Origin of the sequence: Xanthomonas cannabis pv. cannabis, assembly GCF_000802365.1 — a bacterium.
GTDB lineage: Bacteria > Pseudomonadota > Gammaproteobacteria > Xanthomonadales > Xanthomonadaceae > Xanthomonas > Xanthomonas cannabis.
Window position 1 is genome coordinate 1 of sequence record NZ_JSZE01000016.1, and the last position, 17,920, is coordinate 17,920.

The following is a 17,920-nucleotide window of genomic DNA, read 5'->3' on the forward strand; positions in this document are numbered from 1 at the left end:
CTCGCGCGCGCAGCCGGCCGGCATCCTGACCGTGGCCGAGTTCGTGGCCGATGCGCAATCGATGAGCAGCTTCTTCAGTGCCGGCGTGGACTACGTGCAGGGCGACTTCGTGGCACCGACCGGGCCGCTGATGAACTACGAGTTCGGCTGAGCCAACCGCAAGCCGGCAACGCAGCACAACGAGGCCCGCAGTGCGCGGGCCTTTTGTTGTCTTTGGCAATGATCTCCAGTTGGTCGCTGGCCAGGCCATGCAGCGGACCGGTTCGGTGGGCATGGAGATTGGCGCTACCGCTCCAGCTATCGGAGCCAGTCCCGGCTTCAGCGCCTTCCACAGAGTTCAGCGCCCGCAGCGATCCTGGTACCGCTCTTACACCGCCGTGCCATTGGCCGCCCGCAGTGCGGCGATACGCTCGGTCAGCGGCGGGTGGCTCAGGAACAGGCGACGCAACCCATCGCCCACGCCTCCGGAAATCCCGAAGGCCTGCACCTGCGAGGGCAAGGTGTTCTGGCCATGATTGAGCGACAGGCGCTCCAATGCAGCAATCATCTTGCTGCGCCCGGCCAGATGCGCACCACCGGCGTCGGCGCGGAATTCGCGGCGCCGCGAGAACCACATCGCGATCATGGTCGCGAACAGGCCGAAAACCATCTCCAGCGCGAACACGATGATGTAGTACGCAAAGCCTCGACCACTCTCGCGGTTGCCCGACATCGCGCTGTCGATGATGCCGCCGACGACGCGTGCCAGCACGATCACGAAGGTGTTCAGCACGCCCTGCAGTAGCGCCATGGTCACCATGTCGCCGTTGGCGACGTGCGCGATCTCATGGCCCAGCACCGCTTCGGCCTCGTCCTGGCTCATGTTCTGCAGCAGGCCCGTGGACACCGCCACCAGGGCATTGTTGCGGTTGGCGCCGGTGGCGAAGGCATTGATTTCCGGTCCGTCGTAGACCGCCACTTCCGGCATGCCGATGCCGGCGGCCTGCGCCTGACGCCGCACCGTCTCCAGCAACCAGCGCTCGGTCGGCGTGCGCGCTTCGGTGATCACCTGCGCACCGGTGCTGCGCTTGGCCATGAACTTGGACAGCAGCAACGAAATGAACGAGCCACCGAAACCGAAGACGGCAGCCATCACCAACAATCCACTCATTTGCGCGGGATTGACGCCCAGCACCGACATGACGATGCCGGCGAGCATCAGCACCGCAAAGTTGGTCAGCAGGAACAGGAAAATGCGGTTGAACATGGCGCGGTGGCTCCACTCATGCGGGGTGAACTGCTGCGGATCTGCGGACGCTGCGGCTTGAAATCAAGCAAGCTCCTGACCGACGATTCAGCCTCCCATGCGCCTACTTCCCTATCGCGGCCGTTTTGCGCCCTCCCCGACCGGCCCGCTGCATTTCGGCTCCCTGCTGGCGGCCTTCGGCAGCTGGCTGCTTGCCCGCCATGCCGGCGGCCAGTGGTGCGTGCGCATCGAGGACATCGACCCGCCGCGCGCCGAGCCGGGCGCGTCCGAGCGGCAATTGCGCACGTTGAGCGCCTTCGGCCTGGTGTCGGACCTGCCGGTGATCCGGCAGTCCGCGCGCGAGGCACACTACACCGCTGCACTGAGCGCGCTGATGCAGGCCGGGCTGGCCTTCGAGTGCAGCTGCAGCCGCGCCGATCTGGCCGCCATGGGCGGTCTCCACCATGCGTGCGTCGCCCCGCTGGGCGCGCGCCGCGCGGTGCGTCTGCGGGTGCCGGCGCAGCCGCCGGTCGGCTTCGACGACGGACTGCAGGGCCGCGTGCTGCAGGACGTCTATGCCGAAGTCGGCGATGTGGTGCTGCGCCGCGCCGATGGCTATTGGGCCTACCAGTTGGCCGTGGTGGTGGACGACGCCGCGCAGGCCGTGACCGATGTCGTACGCGGCGCCGACCTGCTCGATTCCACGCCACGCCAGATCCTGCTGCAGCGCGCCCTGGGCCTGCCGCAACCGCGCTACCTGCATCTGCCGCTGATCCTGGACGCCGACGGCCGCAAGCTGTCCAAATCGCACGCCGCGCCCGCACTGGACGACACCGACCCGCTGCCGGCGCTGCATGCGGCCTGGCGCGCGCTGGGCCAGCTGCCGGCCGCGCTGCCGCAGCACGGCAGCGTGGACACGATGCTGCGACATGCCGTGCAGCATTTTTCGCCGGAGCGACTGCCGCAGAGCGCAACCCTGGGCACTGATGGGCGCGCATCGCAGCCCGCGCGTGACTAGAATTGCGACCCAGCACCGGCACCGGGCACCTGCGCCCCGATCGCCTCGGCCTCACCTGCTCATTGGAGTCGTCATGACATCTCGCGTCGCATTGGTCACCGGCGGCACCGGCGGTATCGGTACCGCCATCTGCAAGCGCCTGGCCGACCAGGGTCACCGGGTCGCCAGCAACTTCCGTAACGAGGACAAGGCGCGCGACTGGCAGCAACGCATGCAGGCGCAGGGCTACGCGGTGGCCTTGTTCCGCGGCGACGTCGCCTCGTCCGAACATGCACGCGCGCTGGTCGAAGACGTCGAAGCGTCACTGGGGCCCATCGAGGTGCTGGTCAACAACGCCGGCATCACCCGCGATACCACCTTCCACCGCATGACCGCCGAACAGTGGCATGACGTCATCAACACCAACCTCAATTCGGTGTTCAACGTCACCCGCCCGGTGATCGAAGGCATGCGCAAGCGGGGCTGGGGCCGGGTGATCCAGATCAGCTCCATCAATGGTCTCAAGGGCCAGTACGGCCAGGCCAACTACGCCGCGGCCAAGGCCGGCATGCATGGCTTCACCATTTCGCTGGCGCGCGAGAACGCCGCCTTTGGGGTGACCGTCAACACGGTCTCGCCCGGCTATGTGGCCACCGACATGGTGATGGCGGTTCCGGAGGAAGTGCGCGCCAAGATCGTGGCCGATATCCCCACCGGCCGGCTGGGGCGCCCGGAAGAGATTGCCTATGCAGTAGCGTTCCTGGTCGCCGAAGAGGCTGCCTGGATCACCGGGTCCAATCTGGACATCAACGGTGGCCACCACATGGGCTGGTAACGTTTGCTGCAACTTTGCGGTGCAGCATGGATTTACCTCAAAAACCATGCTGCGCAACATTTTTAATGTGTCCGCTTAAGCAAATAAGGCTGTTTGGCTGTTGCAACCGCTGCTGCGCTGCGCCATCCTGCGCGCACTATCAGTGTGAGTGAACGTTCCATGGCCGGACTTCGCATCATCAAGAAGTACCCCAATCGCCGTCTCTACGACACGGAAATTTCCAGCTACATCACCATCGAAGATGTGCGCCAGTTGATCATCGACGGCGAAGAGTTCGAAGTCCGCGATGCCAAGAGCGGCGAAGATTTGAGTCGTGCCGTCCTGCTGCAGATCATTGCCGACCAGGAACAGGACGGCGAGCCAATGCTTTCCACCCAGTTGCTGAGCCAGATCATCCGCTTCTACGGGGATTCGCTGCAGGGCTTCATGGGCAACTATCTGGAGCGCAGCATGCAGGTGTTCCTGGACCAGCAGCAGCAGTTCCGCCAGCAGATGGGCAACCTGCTCGGGCAGACCCCCTGGGCGATGATGAACCAGCTGACCGAGCGCAACCTGGAGTTGTGGCAGGAGTTCCAGCGCAACTTCGGCGCCGGTTTCGGCCGCCCGGGCGGCCCGGGCACCCCGCCGACCCCGCCCGGCGCCGGCAGCATGGGCAGCGGCCCGATGGGCACCGGCACGCACGGCACCTCCGGCAGCCATACCGGCACCACCGGCAAGGCCCGCAACCGCGGTTGACGCGCACGGTGGCATCCGGGAGCAGCAGCGAATCCACCTGCTGCTCCATTCTCAGGCAGGCATGACCGCTCGTCCGACCTTGCTGCACCCTGGACGCATCGAGTGTTCCAGCACTGTGCGCCACTGACTGACGCTTCGTGTCGCACCCATCGGGCCCGCGCGCTTCTGCGCCGGACACGATCCGTCAGCGGCCCGGCGGTTCCGCACAGGCCGAACAGATCCGCTCCACGTGGTAGCCGCGCGCGCGCAGGCGCTCCACAACCCCGTCGTTACCGAGCAGGTGCAACGCACCGACCACCACCAGCGTGGTGCCGCTGCCCTTGCCCAGCTGCTTTTCCAGCCGCGGCACCCAGCGCGCATTGCGCTCGACATTGATGTCCTGATACAGCGCCGGGTACTGGCGGCGCAGGTCTTCGGCCATCTGCGTGGACAGCGTCTGCACATCCCCCCTGCGCCAGGCCGCGTGCAGCTGGCGCAGCTGATCGGTGGTCGCGGCTTCGTCTAGCGACTCTTCCAGCAACTGATGCTGCTCGGTTGGCGACATCGCGTCGAGCAACGCGATCTGCTCTTCGGCGCGCTCCAGCCCTTCGGCCGGCTTGCCCCTGGCTTGCGCCTGCTGCATCAGGTAATGGTCCAGGCCGGCATTCGGGTCCATGCCCTGGCGGGCCATCTCGGCCATGCTGATCGAGAGCGCGACAAACCAGGGCTTGAGCGGCTGCAATGCGTCGACCGACATGCCGTGCGTGCGTGCGTAGCTGCCGAGCGCCTGCCAGGTCCTGGCATCCAGCACGTCCTGCAGGGTCCGTCCGTCGCTGCGGCGCGCCACCTGCAACATGCGGCTGGCCAGCTGCGGCGATTGCGCGTCCGATGGCGGCAACTCGAAGACCAGCCGGTCGGCCTTGGCAAATGCCTGCATCACGTCCGGCGACAGCGGGTAATCGCTGGGCTTGAGCACATGGAAGGAGCCGAGCAGATAGAGCGTGCCGCCCTTGCCATCGACCTTCCATAGCAGCGGCACCGGCGGGTTGGCGGGCACCTCGTTGGCCGCATGTGCGCAGACCGGCGCCACCGCCCCGCTCCACAGTGCCAGGCCGAGCATCGCGCTGCGGCCCCAGGCAGCCAGCTGCACTTTCATTGCGTTGACCATTACCGATTCCCCCTCATCACGTCAGTGCGGCACCCTGTAGGCCTTTTCGCCGGCCGACACCGCCAGGTCGATCCGGTTTTCCGGTGGCGGCAAGGGACAGGTGGCGAACGGGGTAAACGCACACGGCGGGTTGTAGGCGCGATTGAAGTCGACCACTACGTGTCCGGAGGCGTCGGGCACGTCCAGGTCCAGAAAACGCCCGGCCGGATAGCTGCCGTGGCCGCTGGTGCGGTCGGCGAACACCACGAACATGGGTCGCCCCGGCTCGCCGATCGTTTCCAGACGATAGGTCTTGCCGTCGCGCTCGAACTCGATCGCCCCTGCATTGGGCTGTTCGCTGCTGATGCCGACGATGTCCACGATGGGGATGGTCTTGCCGACATCGTTGGGTACGTAGCGCGCGGCGATGCGCCATGCCGGATCCACCGGCCAGTAGTCCAGCCCGGCGAAGTGGGTGCGCGAGGGCGCGTCGGCATGCTTGACGCGCAATGCATAGCGGTCGCCGCGATGGATCAGGCTGAGCACGCCCTTGCCCTCGTCGAACTGGATCAGCGTCGGCCGCGCATCGCGATCGGACTGGAAGCGGATCCTGCCGGTCAGCGGCTTGCCGTCCACGCTGAGGGCCGCGCCGCGCTCGGGCACGAACCACACCACACCGCCCTCGCTAGACACCATGCCCATCTTCGGCGGGCCGACCGCGAGTTTGATCCCACTGTCTGCGCTGCTGCCGATGTAGTGCGCCTTCAGCGAGAGCCAGTGCAGGCCGACCAGGCTGGTCCAGCCATCGGGTGCGCGCAGTTCTTTCAGCCGCGCTTCGCGCCAGGCGGCGGTATCGGCCAGAAACGTCTTGTCCAGCGCCACCGGCGCCTGCGGCGGTGCGCTGTCGCGCCCACAGCCGGCTAGCGTTGCGACCACCAGCATGCCGAGCAGCCAGCCCCTCCCCCCGTGCACTGCCATCAACGTCCCCTGAGAAACCAACGATCGATATCGCTCAGCGTAAACCGAGCCCAGGTGGGTCGGCCATGGTTGCATTGACCCGAGCGCTCGGTGGCTTCCATATCGCGCAGCAACGCGTTCATTTCTGGCACGGTGAGGCGACGGTTGGCGCGCACGGCGCCGTGGCAGGCCATGGTGGAGAGAAGTTCGTCGCGCGCACTGGCGATACGCCGGCTTTGCCCATGTTCGCGCAGATCGCCGAGCACATCGCGCAGCAGCGCCTCCGGCTCGGCGTTGGCGAGCAACGCGGGAATGCTGCGTACGTGCAGCGATTGCGGGCCGGCACGGGTGATCTCAAAGCCCAGGCTGGCCAGGGTATCGGCTTCGCGCTCGGCGGTATCGGCCTCGCGCTCGCCCACCGCCAGCGTGATGGGCACCAGCAGCGGCTGCGCATGCAGGCCGATGCTGTCGTGCGCGTTCTTGAGCCGTTCGTAGCCGATGCGCTCGTGCGCGGCGTGCATATCCACCACGATCAGGCCTTCGGCGTTTTCGGACAGGATGTAGATGCCGTGCAACTGCGCCACGGCGTAGCCAAGCGGCGGCACCCCGCTGTCTTCGGCGGTGACCGGCAGGCCGGTGCCGGAGAGCTGTGGCAGCTGCGCACTGCCGGGCGGCGGCGCATACAGCGCACTGTAGGCCGCGCGCGCCTCGTCCACGCGCAAGCCCAACGGCGTCTGCGAGGGCGTCCAGTTGGCATAGCGTCCGGAGCCGCCGCCACCGCCGCCACCGCTGGCGGTGCTGCCGTAGCTCGCGCCGCCACTGAAACCCGCTCCCATCGCACCCACGGCGTCCGCCGCAGGAGCGTCGCTGCCGATGCTGTTGGGCGTGGTACCGGCACGCGTCTGCGCCAACGCATCCTGCAAGGTGCGGTAGACGAAGTCGTGGATCAGCCGCGCTTCGCGGAAGCGCACCTCGTGCTTGGCCGGATGCACGTTGACGTCCACCCGCGCCGGGTCCAGTTCCAGGAACAGCACGTAGGCGGGCTGGCGGCCATGGAACAGCACATCGCCATAGGCCATCTTGACCGCGTGCGCCACGCTGCGATCGCGTACCGAGCGGCCATTGACGTAGAGATATTGCTGGTCGGTGCTGGCACGCGAGTAATGCGGTTGCGCCACCCAGCCGTGCAGGCGCAGGCCGGCGCCGCTGTGATCCACGCGCAGCGCCTGGCGCGCAAAATCCTCGCCCAGCGTTTCGCCAAGGCGTGCGTCCGAATACAGGTCACCCGGCTTGTAGCGACGCGACGGCTTGCCATTGTGCGACACGCGCAATTCCACATCCGGGCGCGCCAGCGCCAACGAGCGCAGCCATTCTTCGATGTGCCCGAGCTCGGTACGTTCGGCACGCAGGAACTTGCGGCGGGCCGGCACGTTGAAGAACAGCTCGCGCACCTCGACCGTGGTGCCGGGCGCGTGTGCGTGCGGGGTCACCTCACCCAGCCGGCCGCCGTCGATCTGCAGCGCCGAGCCGTGCTCGGCATCGGCGCGACGCGAGATCAGGGTGAAGCGGCTGACCGAGGCGATCGAGGGCAAGGCCTCGCCGCGAAAACCGAGCGTGGCCACGGTTTCCAGATCGTCGAGCGAGGCGATCTTGCTGGTGGCATGCCGCGAGACTGCCAGCGGCAGCTCGTCGGGCGTGATGCCGCCACCGTTGTCGCGGATGCGAATCAGGCGCACGCCGCCTTCTTCCAGCTCGATGTCCACCCGGGTGGCGCCGGCGTCGAGCGCGTTCTCGACCAGTTCCTTGACCACGGAGGCGGGTCGCTCGACGACCTCGCCGGCAGCGATCTGGTTGATCAGGATCTCAGGCAGCTGGCGGATCGCCATCAGCGCGCACTCCGGCGCAGGACGCGCGGCATGCAGTACAGCGGGGGTGACACGGACAAGACAGACCTCGGCACGGCGACCAGCCGGCGCACAGGCACCGACATCTCGGGGATTCAGGGCCGAATGATAGCCGAGCGGGTCAGCGGCTGCCGCCGGCCACGGTGCCGACGGCATCGGCTTCGGCCTGCGCGCGCGCGGCGAACAAGGTGCCCGGCGGCGGCTGGCGCGTAAAGAATGTATCGATACCGTCCAGCACCGCAGCGGCGATCTTGCGCTGGTAGGCCGGATCGATCAGGCGACGCTCTTCGTCCGGATTGGAGATGAACGCGGTTTCCACCAGCATGGCCGGCATATCCGAGGTGCGCAGCACCGCGAAATTGGCCCGCTCCAGCTGCGGCTTGTGGTTGTTGCCGATGCGCTTGAGCCCACCGAGCACGTGGCCGGCGGCGTCTTCGGAGGCTTTCATGTGCCCGCTCTGGGCCAGGTCCAGCAATACGTTGGCCAGCGTGCTTTCGGTCTGCTGCAGACGCACGCCACCGACCAGGTCGGCGGCATTTTCCTTGTCGGCCAGCCAGCGCGCGCGCTGCGAGGAGGCGCCCTTGGTGGACAACACGTACACCGACGATCCGGTGGCGCTGCGGTTTTCGGCCGCATCGGCGTGGATCGAAATGAAGATGTCCGCCTTGGCGGCGCGTGCCTTCTGCGCGCGCATCGGCAGCGGGATGAACACGTCGGTGTCGCGGGTCAGGTACGCCTTCATGCCGGGCGTGGCGTTGATCTGGCGGGCCAGCTCGCGGCCGACCGCCAGGGTCACGTCTTTCTCGCGCTTGCCGGTGGGGCCCATGGCGCCGGGATCCTGGCCACCGTGGCCGGGGTCGATGGCGACGATCAACGGCCGCATGCCGGGCGCCATCTTGACCCGCGATGCCTCACTGGGCAGCACCGGACGCGGCGGCAGGTCGTCGTCGGTAGCCGCGCCCGGCATTGCCGCGGCTGGACCTGCGCCCGCAGCGGCCATCGGCGCGCCGCCACCATTGAGGATGGCGGCCGCGGAGGCACCGGCCGTTGTGGGCGCACCTGGCACCGGCGTGCCCGGGCCCGCAACGATGCGATTGGGTTGGGTGCTGCCGGCCGTCGTCGGCGCGGCCGCAGCAGCGGTTCCGGGACGCGGCGTCGGCACCCCGGTGGCGACTGTCGTCGGCACTGCTGCCTGCGTGACGGTCGGCATCGCCGAAGCAGGCACCACGACCGGGGCCGGCGGCGGAGGTGGTGTCGCAGATGCACGTTGCGCGGATGCGGCCAGCGCTGCGGTGGCACGCGCCGCTTCGGCCTGTGCATCGACGGCGCGTGGCGGCGGTGCCGCGGCAGGTACTGGTGCGCTGGCAACGGCGGAGGGAGGTGCTGGATCGCCGGGCCATTCGATCACCAGGGTCGAGGCACTGCCGAGCGTCTGCATTTGCGGTTTCAGCGCAGTGACCGCGCTGGACAGCTCGAACACCACGCGGAACGTGCCCGGCACCGGTTGCCCGGTGCGCACGGAGGTCACCAGGCCGGCGGCCGGGGGCAGCTTGAGCCCACGCGCCGCGGCGGAATCCGGGAAGTCCACCACCAACCGATTGGGGTTGGCCAGCGACAAGGTCTTGAAGCCGCCGCTGCCGGCCAACTGGATCTCTGCACGGGTGCCGGTGGCGCCGGTGCTGACGCCGACGCCCTTGATTTCGCCGGCCCACGCAGCAAAAACCGCCAGGCTGAGGCTGGCGGTCAGGGCGGCACGACTGAACTGGCGGATCCCCGGTGTCATGGCGCTGGATTCAATCACCCAAACGGGTGAATTGCAAGGTGATTTCCCTTAATAATCCGTAACCTGGCGTTCATTCTTCCTGTGGGCTGACAAAAAGCGCCTGCAACTCGGCCTGATCGGCGAGGCGCGCCAGCCAGTCGCGTCCGGTCTGGCTGCGGCCCAACAGACGAACACGTCGGCCATCGCCATCGACAGCCAGTTCCACATCTACGTCCACCGCCGGCAGGGCACCTGCGCCCCGCTCCGGCCATTCCACCAACCACAGGCTGGCGCTGCCTTCGTCCAGGCCAAGGAAATCCAGCTCGCCGGCCTGCCCGATGCGGTACAGGTCCAGGTGCCAGGCTTCGTCGCCGGGGCCCAGCGGATAGCGTTCGATCAGGGTATAGGTCGGGCTGCGGATCGGCCCGCTGACACCGAGCGCCCGCAGCAGCGCGCGCGCGAGCGTGGACTTGCCCGCGCCCAGGTCGCCGTGCAGCTGGACCATCGCGTTGGCGGGCCGGACTGCGGCCATTGCGCGGCCCAGCGTCTCGGTGGCCTCGGCATCGATCAGGTAAGCAGCAAGAGGCGTCATGCAGTGGCTCCGGCATTGGCAAGGCGACGCAGCTGCGGCAGCAGGTCGGTGGGCAACAGGCCGCGTTCGCCGTCGCGCGCTGCCGCGTCGCCGGCGCAGGCATGCAGCAAGGCGCCCAGGCTGGCGGCATCCAGGGCCGCCCAGCCCTGCCCCAGCAAGGCGGCGATCACGCCGGTCAACAGGTCGCCCATGCCACCGACGGCCATGCCCGGGTTGCCGGCGTCGATGATGCGCGGCACCGCGTGCGGGGCCGCCACCACGCTGCCGGCGCCCTTGAGGACCACCACCGCGCCGAAGCGCTGGGCCAACGCGGCAGCGGCGGTCAGGCGGTCGCGCTGCACCTGCGCGGTGGACAGCCCCAGCAATCGCCCGGCTTCGCCGGGATGCGGGGTCAGCACCCGCGGGCCGCGCGTGGGCAGCGGATTCAACGCCAACAGGTTCAGGCCATCGGCATCGATGACGACGGCGCTGCCCGAGCCCAGGACCGCATGCCACAACGTCTGGGCCCACGCGTCTTGGCCCAGCCCGGGACCGAGCGCGACCACATCGGCGGCATCGGCCAGGGCGGCGATGTCGTCGCCCGCCTGCACCGCGCGCACCATCGCTTCGGGGCAACGCGCCAGCAACGGGGTCACGTGCTCGGCACGGGTGGCAACCTGCACCAGCCCGGCGCCGCTGCGCAGCGCGGCTTCGGCGGTCAGCATGATTGCCCCGCCGCTGCCCAGATTGCCGCCCACGCACAGCACCCGGCCCGATTCACCCTTGTGCGTGTTCCGCCGCCGGGGCCGCAACTGCGCCGCCAGCGCGTCGATGTCCCAGCGATGTGCCGCAGGCGTGAGCCCGTCGAATGCAGAGCCCGGCACGTCCAGCGTTGCGATGCTGCGGTCGCCTGCGTATTCCAGGGCGTCGCCGGTGTACAGGCCGACATGCGGCACGATGAATTGCAAGGTCGCCTGCGCACGCACGGCCGTCTCGAACGCCACGCCATGGTCGGCGTCGATGCCGCTGGGCACGTCCAGCGCCAGCACCGGAACGCCGCAACCGTTGACCGCCTCGATCAGCGCTGCGGTTGACGCATCGGGCGCGCGGTTCAGGCCGATGCCGAACAGCGCATCCACGATCACATCGGCCTGCCCCAGCGGATACGGGAACAGCTCGATCACGCCGCCCATCGCCAGGTAGTCGGTACAGGCGCGCTGGGCCAGCTCCGATGCCGGGCCCCGCTCGGGCAGATGCACCACCCGCACCTGGCGCCCGGCGCGCTGCGCCAACCGCGCCAGCACATAGCCATCGCCACCGTTGTTGCCGGTCCCGCAGACCACCACGATGCGGCGCGCCTGCGGCCAGCGCTCCAGCAACCATTGCCAGGCGGCCTGCCCGGCACGTTGCATCAGGAGGTAGCCATCGCCACCGAGCAGTGCGGTGGCCTGCGCATCGAGCGTGCGCGCGGCAGCGGAATCGTAAAGAGCGAGCGGTGCGTACATGCCGGGAATTCTATACTTGTCGCCATGTCTGCCGTCCTCGCCCGCCCCGACCCCACCGATGCCGCCGCGCGCATCCGTGCACTTGCACGCGAATCGGGCTTTCAACGCTGCGGTATCGCCGGCATCGAACTGGGAGAAGACGAAGTGCATCTGCGCAGCTGGCTGGAAGAAGGCCTGTACGGCACGATGCACTGGATGGCCCAGCACGGCGACAAACGCTCGCGCCCGCAGGAGCTGGTGCCGGGCACCTTGCGGGTGTTGTCGGTGGGCATGGATTACGGCCGCAAGGACGACACCGAGGCCTGGAATACCTTGCACGACGGCAACCGTGCGTACGTGGCGCGCTATGCGCTGGGGCGCGACTACCACAAGCTCATGCGCAACCGGCTGCAGAAACTGGCCGAGCGCATCCAGGGCGAGATCGGCGCCTTCGGTTACCGCGTGTTTGTGGATTCCGCGCCGGTGCTGGAGCGTGCACTGGCGCGCAACGCGGGGTTGGGCTGGATCGGCAAACACACCTGTCTGATCGATCGCAACGGCGGCTCGTGGTTCTTCCTGGGCGAGATCTATCTGGATCTGCCGCTGCCCATCGACACGCCGGCCACCGCGCATTGCGGCACCTGCACGCGCTGCATCGACATCTGCCCGACCCAGGCCATCATTGCGCCGTACCGGCTGGATGCGCGCCGCTGCATTGCCTACCTCACCATCGAACACGACGGTCCAATTCCGGAACAGATGCGCAAGCCGATCGGCAACCGCATCTTCGGCTGCGACGATTGCCAGCTGATCTGCCCCTGGAACAAGTTCGCCAAGCGCACCGATGAGCCCGACTTCCGCGCGCGCAATGCGCTGGATGTGGCAACGCTGCCGCAGCTGTTTGCCTGGGACGAAGACGAATTCCTGCGCCGCACCGAAGGTAGCCCGATCCGCCGCAGCGGCCACGAACGCTGGCTGCGCAATATCGCGGTGGGCCTGGGCAATGCACCGGGCACGCCGGAAGTCTTGGCCGCCCTGGAGACGCGTCGCCATCACGACTCCGAACTGGTACGCGAACACGCCGGCTGGGCGCTGGCGCAGCACGGCATCTGAGCCGCCGGCATTCGCTGCGTGCACCGATGCAGCCTATGGCATCTGCGGCATGCGCCCAGCAGGCGACGGCCACACTCTGCCACCGGCCGCCCGGGCGTTCGGACGGCGATCACCCACACGCTTCCCCGCTACGGGATAATGCGGCGATGGCCGACCGCAACCAACAGATCCTCACTCCCAGCCAGCTCAATACACTGGCGCGCGACCTGCTGGAAGGCAGCTTCCCGCTGGTGTGGGTGGAAGCCGAGCTGAGCAGCGTCACCCGCCCGGCCTCGGGCCATCTGTACTTCACGCTCAAGGACGCACGCGCGCAGATCCGTTGCGCGATGTTCAAGCCCAAGAGCACCTGGCTGAAGTTCCAGCCGCGCGAGGGCTTGCGCGTGCTCGCACGCGGCCGCCTCACCCTGTACGAAGCGCGCGGCGACTACCAGCTGGTGCTCGACCATATGGAAGAAGCCGGTGAAGGTGCGCTGCGACGTGCCTTCGACGAACTGCGTACGCGCCTGGCAGCCGAAGGCCTGTTCGATGCCGAGCGCAAGCAACCGCTGCCGGCGCATGTACGCCGCCTGGCGGTGATCACCTCGCCCAGCGGGGCGGCGGTGCGCGATGTGCTCAGTGTGCTGGCGCGACGCTTCCCGCTGCTGGAGGTCGACCTGTTGCCGTCGCTGGTGCAAGGCGACAGCGCCGCGGCACAAGTGACATCCCTGCTGCAGCGCGCCGATGCCTCCGGGCGTTACGACGTCATCCTGATCACCCGCGGTGGCGGCTCGCTGGAAGACCTGTGGGCCTTCAACGACGAACGCCTGGCGCGCGCGATCGCCGCTGCGCATACCCCGGTGGTCTCGGCGGTCGGCCACGAGACCGACTTCAGCCTGAGCGATTTCGCGGCCGACGTGCGTGCGCCCACGCCGTCGGTGGCGGCCGAGCTGCTGGTGCCCGATCAGCGTGAACTGGTGGCGCGGGTGAGGCGTGCGCAGGCACGCATGGCGCAGCTGCAACAGCATGCCCTGCGGAACGCGATGCAACGCGCCGACCGGCTTGCGCTGCGCCTGCGTGCGCACAGCCCGCAGGCGCGGCTGCAGCTGCTGCACCGGCGCCAGGAAGAGGCCGGCCGTCAGCTGCGCGCGCGCATGGCCCAGGTGTTGGAGCGCCTGCAGACACGCGTGCAACGCGGGCAGGCGCACCTGCAGGTGCATAACCCGCAGCGCAACCTCGCCAGCTTGCAACAGCGGCTGCGCGCGCTGCATCCGCAAGCGGCCATGCAACGGCGCTTGCAGCACGATCAGTTGCGGCTGCGCGGCCTGGCGCGCTCGCTGGAAGCGGTGAGCCCGCTTGCCACCGTGTCACGCGGCTATGCCATCGTGACCCGCCCTGCCGATGGCAGCGTGGTGCGCAGCGCCGCCGACGTGGTCACCGGCGAGCGCCTGCGTGCGCAACTGGCCGATGGCAGCATCGCTGTGCGGGTGGAATCTGACGAAGGCTGAAAGCAAGCAGCCCACGACGACGCGATGTCTGCAGCACTGCTGCCGCTCGGCGCCTGCTTGACCAGTCGAAGAGTGCCGCGCCAAGTCGGGCCGCCATCGGTCGGCGCGCTGACAGCGCACCTTGAATAAGCCGTGGGGTGACGGGCAGACCCGGCATTGCGCCCGGGCACTGCGGCCACCGCCGCCAGGAATCAGGCACCGGTGCCTGGCAGAGCGTGCTCGACTGCGATCGTCGGTTGTCGATCACACGCTCCGGAAAACGTTGTCTAGTGCTTCTTCAACGCAGAGCGGCGTCAAGAGCTGCCAGGCATCTGCGCGGCGTGCTGCCAGCCCTGCATCAGCAGCGTGGCCAACACCACCGGGTCGTGATCGAAATGGTGGCCGCCGGGCCGCACCGCCACCTCGACGCCACGCGCGCGCAGCTCCGGGCACAGCGTGTCCTTTTCCTCGCTGCCATAGATGCACTGCAGCCGATGCGCGTCCAGCGACCGGATGGCGGGCTCCACATCGCGCTCGGCATCGTTGTGCCAGCCCAGCCAGCCGCCGACACGCACCTTGAAGTCGGCCTGGTGGCCAAGCCCGAGCAGGCTGACGAACTGCACGGAGGCGCGCTGCTGCGGCGACAGTTCCGGGTAGGCGAACGGCAGGACGTCGGCACCGAACGAATACCCCACCAACGCGACGTGCTGGATATGCCAGCGCTGGCGATAGGCCGCGATCACCCGGTCCAGGTCCGCGCCCACCTGCTGCGGGGTACGGCTGGCCCAGAAGTACCGCAGGCTGTTCCAGCCCACCACCGACACGCCCTGCTGCTGCAGCTGCGCGGCGATGCCCTTGTCAAGCTCGCGCCAGCCGCCATCGCCGGAGAGCATCACCACCAGGCGGTCGCTGCCGGGTGCGTGCAACTCGACCAGCGGCAGGTCGCCCAGGCCCTGTGCCTGGGCCGCCCGGAAGTGGCCGCGCGTGGCCGCAGCGATCTGCATCGGGCTGGCGCCGTCGACCAGATCGTCGAGAAAGCCCTGATTGGCATCGGGCACGTCGCGCGAACAGGCCAGGCCGGTGTCGGTGGTGCCGGCATCGGCAACCACCGCACCGCCCAGCACGTCCGGCGCCGACGACGCCAGCGCCTGGCGTGCCAGCACAGCGCCATCGCCCTGCCCCACCAGCACCGGCGGCAGGAAGGCATCCACATGTTCGGCGCGCAACAATTTCTTGCCGAGCCGCTCGGCGTCGTCGGCCAGCGAGCTGCAGGCCGCGTGGTGCGAGCGCAGGCGCTCGCGGTAGCTGGCGGTATCGACCACCGCAACCAGCGCACCGTCATCGCTCAGCATGTCGGCCAGGTGCTGGCCGTCCTGCGGATGGGCACTGTCGGGCAGCAACACCACCATGGCCTTGGGCGTGCCTTCCGGGCGCACGATCTCCACTGCGTGGTAGTGCCCGGCGGTGTTGCCCTCCTGCATGTGCCGCGCCACGGCATAGCCGCTGCCGCCGATCAGCAAGGCCGCCATGACCCAACGAAACATCGTGATCCCCATGCTCATCGCGGCAGTCCTTCAGAAGCGCTGGCGCTTCGACCGCCGCACGCCTTACCGGTTCCATCCCCGGGCGGGCAGTGTTCGCTGCGGTTAAGCCAACGGATCCAGACATGTCATGCATGGTGGCTGGGCCGGCGCTACGCAGCCTGCATCCGGCATCCGCAATGCGCATCGAAGGCCGAAAAATCTCTGCATCGAGAATTCCAGGCTGTAGTCGCTCGTCTCAGGAAACGCTGTTTGGTGGAGGTGAGCGGATTAGTGGAGGTGGGCGGAATCGAACCGCCGTCCCGAAGCATCCATCTCCTCACTCTAGATCCCGCGCGCCAGCCGGAACCCGATCCGCGCACTGGTGGTATCGGAGTCCTGCGATTGCCGCCACGCCGCACGTGTCTGCTGCGGCGAGTTGGCCCAGCTGCCGCCGCGGATCATGCGCTGCCGGCAGCCCGGGTTGAACCATGCCGCGCCATCGGCCGGTGCCCGGCGATAGCTGGCGTGCCAGCAGTCGGCCACCCATTCGCTCAGGTTGCCACCCATGTCGTGCAGACCCCAGGCGTTGGCGCGGAAACTGCCTACCGGTGCCGGGCCCCAGAAGCCGTCGCCGTAGCCGACGAAGCCGTTGTTCCAGTGCCGGCCGCTGCGCGATACGTCGTTGCCGCCGGTGAAATTGCCCGTGTCGCGCGGTGGCGAGCCGGCATTCCCCCACGGATAGCGCCCGGTGGTGCCGGCGCGCACCGCGTACTCGAACTCGGCCTCGCTGGGCACGTGATAATGGCGGCCGGTCTGCTCCGACAGCCAGGACGCATACGCCTCGGCGTCGCGGATGCTGACGTGCATCACCGGGCTGTTGGGCGCGGCCCGTGCGCCGTTGTAGTCGGACTGCCAGTCCACGCCGCTGCGGCGGATGAAGTTGCCGCTGCGCTCGTCGTACACCACCGAATGCCCGCGCCGGGTGGCCCGTGGTCGCGCACCGGTGGCCTCGACGAACTGGCGGAACTCGGCCACCGTCACCTCGGTGATCGACAACGCAAAGCCGCGTGCGAAGCGCACGTAATGCGCCGGGCGCTCGTTGTCGGAGGCCCCCGGTTCGGCATCGCCGGCACCCATCTGGAAGGCACCATGCGGCACCACGATCATCTGCGGTCCGCGCCCGCCCAGCTTGAGCCCGTCGGTGAACACCTGCCCGGGCCGGAAGCTGCCGTAATGGGTGGCCAATTCCAGCCGACGGCGCAGATCGCCCGCCATCGGGTCGCCGGGGTCGGCGATGCGCAGCACCTCGGCCAGTTTCTCACCGGCGGCCTTGAGACCGCGCGGCGACGTCAGGTCGTGCAGGCCGGCATCGTGCAGGGCCGCGATCTGCGCGCGCCGCGTGCGCTCGATGCGCGCGCGCGCATCGGCAATGGTGGGCGCGCGGTCGCGCACCTGCCCGGCCATCTGCAGCCAGTACCGCGCACCGACGAAATCGCCGGCGTCGGCGGCCTGTTCGGCGCGTTCGAGCAGTCCGCTTTCCACTGCGGCCAGGCCCTGGCGCGTGCGTGGGTTGTCCGGGTCCAGCTGCGCGGCATCGCGAAAGTTCACCAGCGCGCCGTTGCCGTCTTCGCCCAACCGGCCTCCGCGCAGATCGTCTTCACCGGCCCGGTTGAACCCGAGCACGCGCTGGGCGGTTTCCACTTCGCGTTGCAGCGCACGCACCTTCGGGTCCTGCGGTGCGAGCGCCAGCGCCACGATGGCCAGCTCGCGCGCCTGTTCCAGCGCATCGTCCTGACGCTCGGTCTGGGCAATCAAGGCCTGCCCGCGCTCGAGCAAGCGCGCGCGCGCCTGCTCCAGCCCGCGCCGGCTGGCCGCGTCCTTGCCGCCGGCGCGTTGCTGGATGGCCAGGTACAACGGGATCGCATCGTCGGCGTCGCGGTACAGGCGATCGTCCTGCAAGGCCGCGTCGGCGCGCTTGCGCGCCTGCGCCAGGGGCTCATCGCCCAGATCCACGGCCGGCGGTTGCCACTGTGCAACGGTCTCGGCGGATTCTTCGCCGCCGATGGAGACATTGGGTGTGCCTGGCTGCCGCGTCGCCGCCGGCGCTTGTGCAGCCGGCGCCGGAGTCGGTGCCGGGGCACGTGAACAGGCACACATGCTGAGCGCCACCAGTGCCCACGTTGCCATCCGGTTACCGCACTTGCCCACCACCTGCTCCTTCCAGT

At 68.5% G+C, this 17,920-nt stretch carries 15 protein-coding genes; 6 read left to right on the forward strand and 9 right to left on the reverse strand.

Annotation, left to right across the window (positions count from 1 at the left end):
* A partial coding sequence (locus tag OZ10_RS22020) for an EAL domain-containing protein (protein WP_139051267.1) occupies window positions 1-151 on the forward strand: 151 nt, incomplete at its 5' end.
* Window positions 152-367: 216 nt separating this feature from the next.
* Here OZ10_RS22020 and htpX read toward each other — a convergent pair.
* The gene (htpX, locus tag OZ10_RS03750) at window positions 368-1,246 is read right to left on the reverse strand and encodes a protease HtpX (RefSeq protein ID WP_039410695.1); all 879 of its coding nucleotides are present in this window, start codon (window positions 1,244-1,246) and stop codon (window positions 368-370) included.
* 97 nt (window positions 1,247-1,343) lie between these two features.
* Between htpX and gluQRS the strand changes: the two genes are divergently transcribed.
* From gluQRS to phaR, 3 genes are all read left to right on the forward strand, one after another.
* Complete coding sequence (gene gluQRS, locus OZ10_RS03755; RefSeq protein WP_039410693.1) at window positions 1,344-2,243, forward strand: tRNA glutamyl-Q(34) synthetase GluQRS; 900 nt, start codon at window positions 1,344-1,346, stop codon at window positions 2,241-2,243.
* A 73-nt stretch (window positions 2,244-2,316) separates the two neighbouring features.
* On the forward strand, window positions 2,317-3,057 hold the full coding sequence (gene phbB, locus OZ10_RS03760; RefSeq protein WP_039410690.1) for a beta-ketoacyl-ACP reductase: 741 nt from the start codon (window positions 2,317-2,319) through the stop codon (window positions 3,055-3,057).
* A 159-nt stretch (window positions 3,058-3,216) separates the two neighbouring features.
* Window positions 3,217-3,792 (forward strand): polyhydroxyalkanoate synthesis repressor PhaR, encoded by a 576-nt coding sequence (gene phaR, locus OZ10_RS03765; RefSeq protein ID WP_039410688.1) that lies wholly within the window; start codon window positions 3,217-3,219, stop codon window positions 3,790-3,792.
* Window positions 3,793-3,976: 184 nt separating this feature from the next.
* On the opposite strand, the gene OZ10_RS03770 is transcribed toward phaR, so the two are convergent.
* The 6 genes from OZ10_RS03770 to OZ10_RS03795 form a co-directional block, all read right to left on the reverse strand.
* Entirely contained in the window at window positions 3,977-4,927 is a 951-nt protein-coding gene (locus OZ10_RS03770; RefSeq protein ID WP_425511555.1) for a TraB/GumN family protein, read from the reverse strand.
* Window positions 4,928-4,960: 33 nt separating this feature from the next.
* Entirely contained in the window at window positions 4,961-5,896 is a 936-nt protein-coding gene (locus tag OZ10_RS03775) for a DUF1684 domain-containing protein (protein ID WP_039410683.1), read from the reverse strand.
* Window positions 5,896-7,761, reverse strand: coding sequence for a DNA mismatch repair endonuclease MutL (mutL, locus tag OZ10_RS03780; RefSeq protein ID WP_039410681.1), 1,866 nt, complete (start codon window positions 7,759-7,761; stop codon window positions 5,896-5,898). The genes OZ10_RS03775 and mutL overlap by 1 nt, the downstream gene beginning before the upstream one ends.
* A gap of 139 nt (window positions 7,762-7,900) precedes the next feature.
* A complete protein-coding gene (locus OZ10_RS03785) occupies window positions 7,901-9,562 on the reverse strand; it encodes an N-acetylmuramoyl-L-alanine amidase (RefSeq protein WP_039410679.1) in 1,662 nt (553 codons plus the stop codon).
* Window positions 9,563-9,632: 70 nt separating this feature from the next.
* Entirely contained in the window at window positions 9,633-10,133 is a 501-nt protein-coding gene (tsaE, locus tag OZ10_RS03790) for a tRNA (adenosine(37)-N6)-threonylcarbamoyltransferase complex ATPase subunit type 1 TsaE (protein ID WP_039410676.1), read from the reverse strand.
* Window positions 10,130-11,617 (reverse strand): NAD(P)H-hydrate dehydratase, encoded by a 1,488-nt coding sequence (locus tag OZ10_RS03795; protein WP_039410673.1) that lies wholly within the window; start codon window positions 11,615-11,617, stop codon window positions 10,130-10,132. The genes tsaE and OZ10_RS03795 overlap by 4 nt, the downstream gene beginning before the upstream one ends.
* 24 nt (window positions 11,618-11,641) lie before the next feature.
* Between OZ10_RS03795 and queG the strand changes: the two genes are divergently transcribed.
* Entirely contained in the window at window positions 11,642-12,709 is a 1,068-nt protein-coding gene (queG, locus tag OZ10_RS03800) for a tRNA epoxyqueuosine(34) reductase QueG (RefSeq protein WP_039410671.1), read from the forward strand.
* A gap of 146 nt (window positions 12,710-12,855) precedes the next feature.
* A complete protein-coding gene (xseA, locus tag OZ10_RS03805) occupies window positions 12,856-14,193 on the forward strand; it encodes an exodeoxyribonuclease VII large subunit (RefSeq protein ID WP_039410668.1) in 1,338 nt (445 codons plus the stop codon).
* Between the two features lie 293 nt (window positions 14,194-14,486).
* Here the strand turns inward: xseA and OZ10_RS03810 are convergent, their stop codons facing one another.
* Window positions 14,487-15,734 carry a virulence factor family protein gene (locus tag OZ10_RS03810; RefSeq protein ID WP_039563986.1) on the reverse strand — a complete coding sequence of 416 codons (1,248 nt, stop codon included), beginning with the start codon at window positions 15,732-15,734 and terminating at the stop codon, window positions 14,487-14,489.
* 303 nt (window positions 15,735-16,037) lie between these two features.
* On the reverse strand, window positions 16,038-17,882 hold the full coding sequence (locus OZ10_RS03815) for a formylglycine-generating enzyme family protein (protein ID WP_039563987.1): 1,845 nt from the start codon (window positions 17,880-17,882) through the stop codon (window positions 16,038-16,040).
* Between the last annotated feature and the right edge of the window lie 38 nt (window positions 17,883-17,920).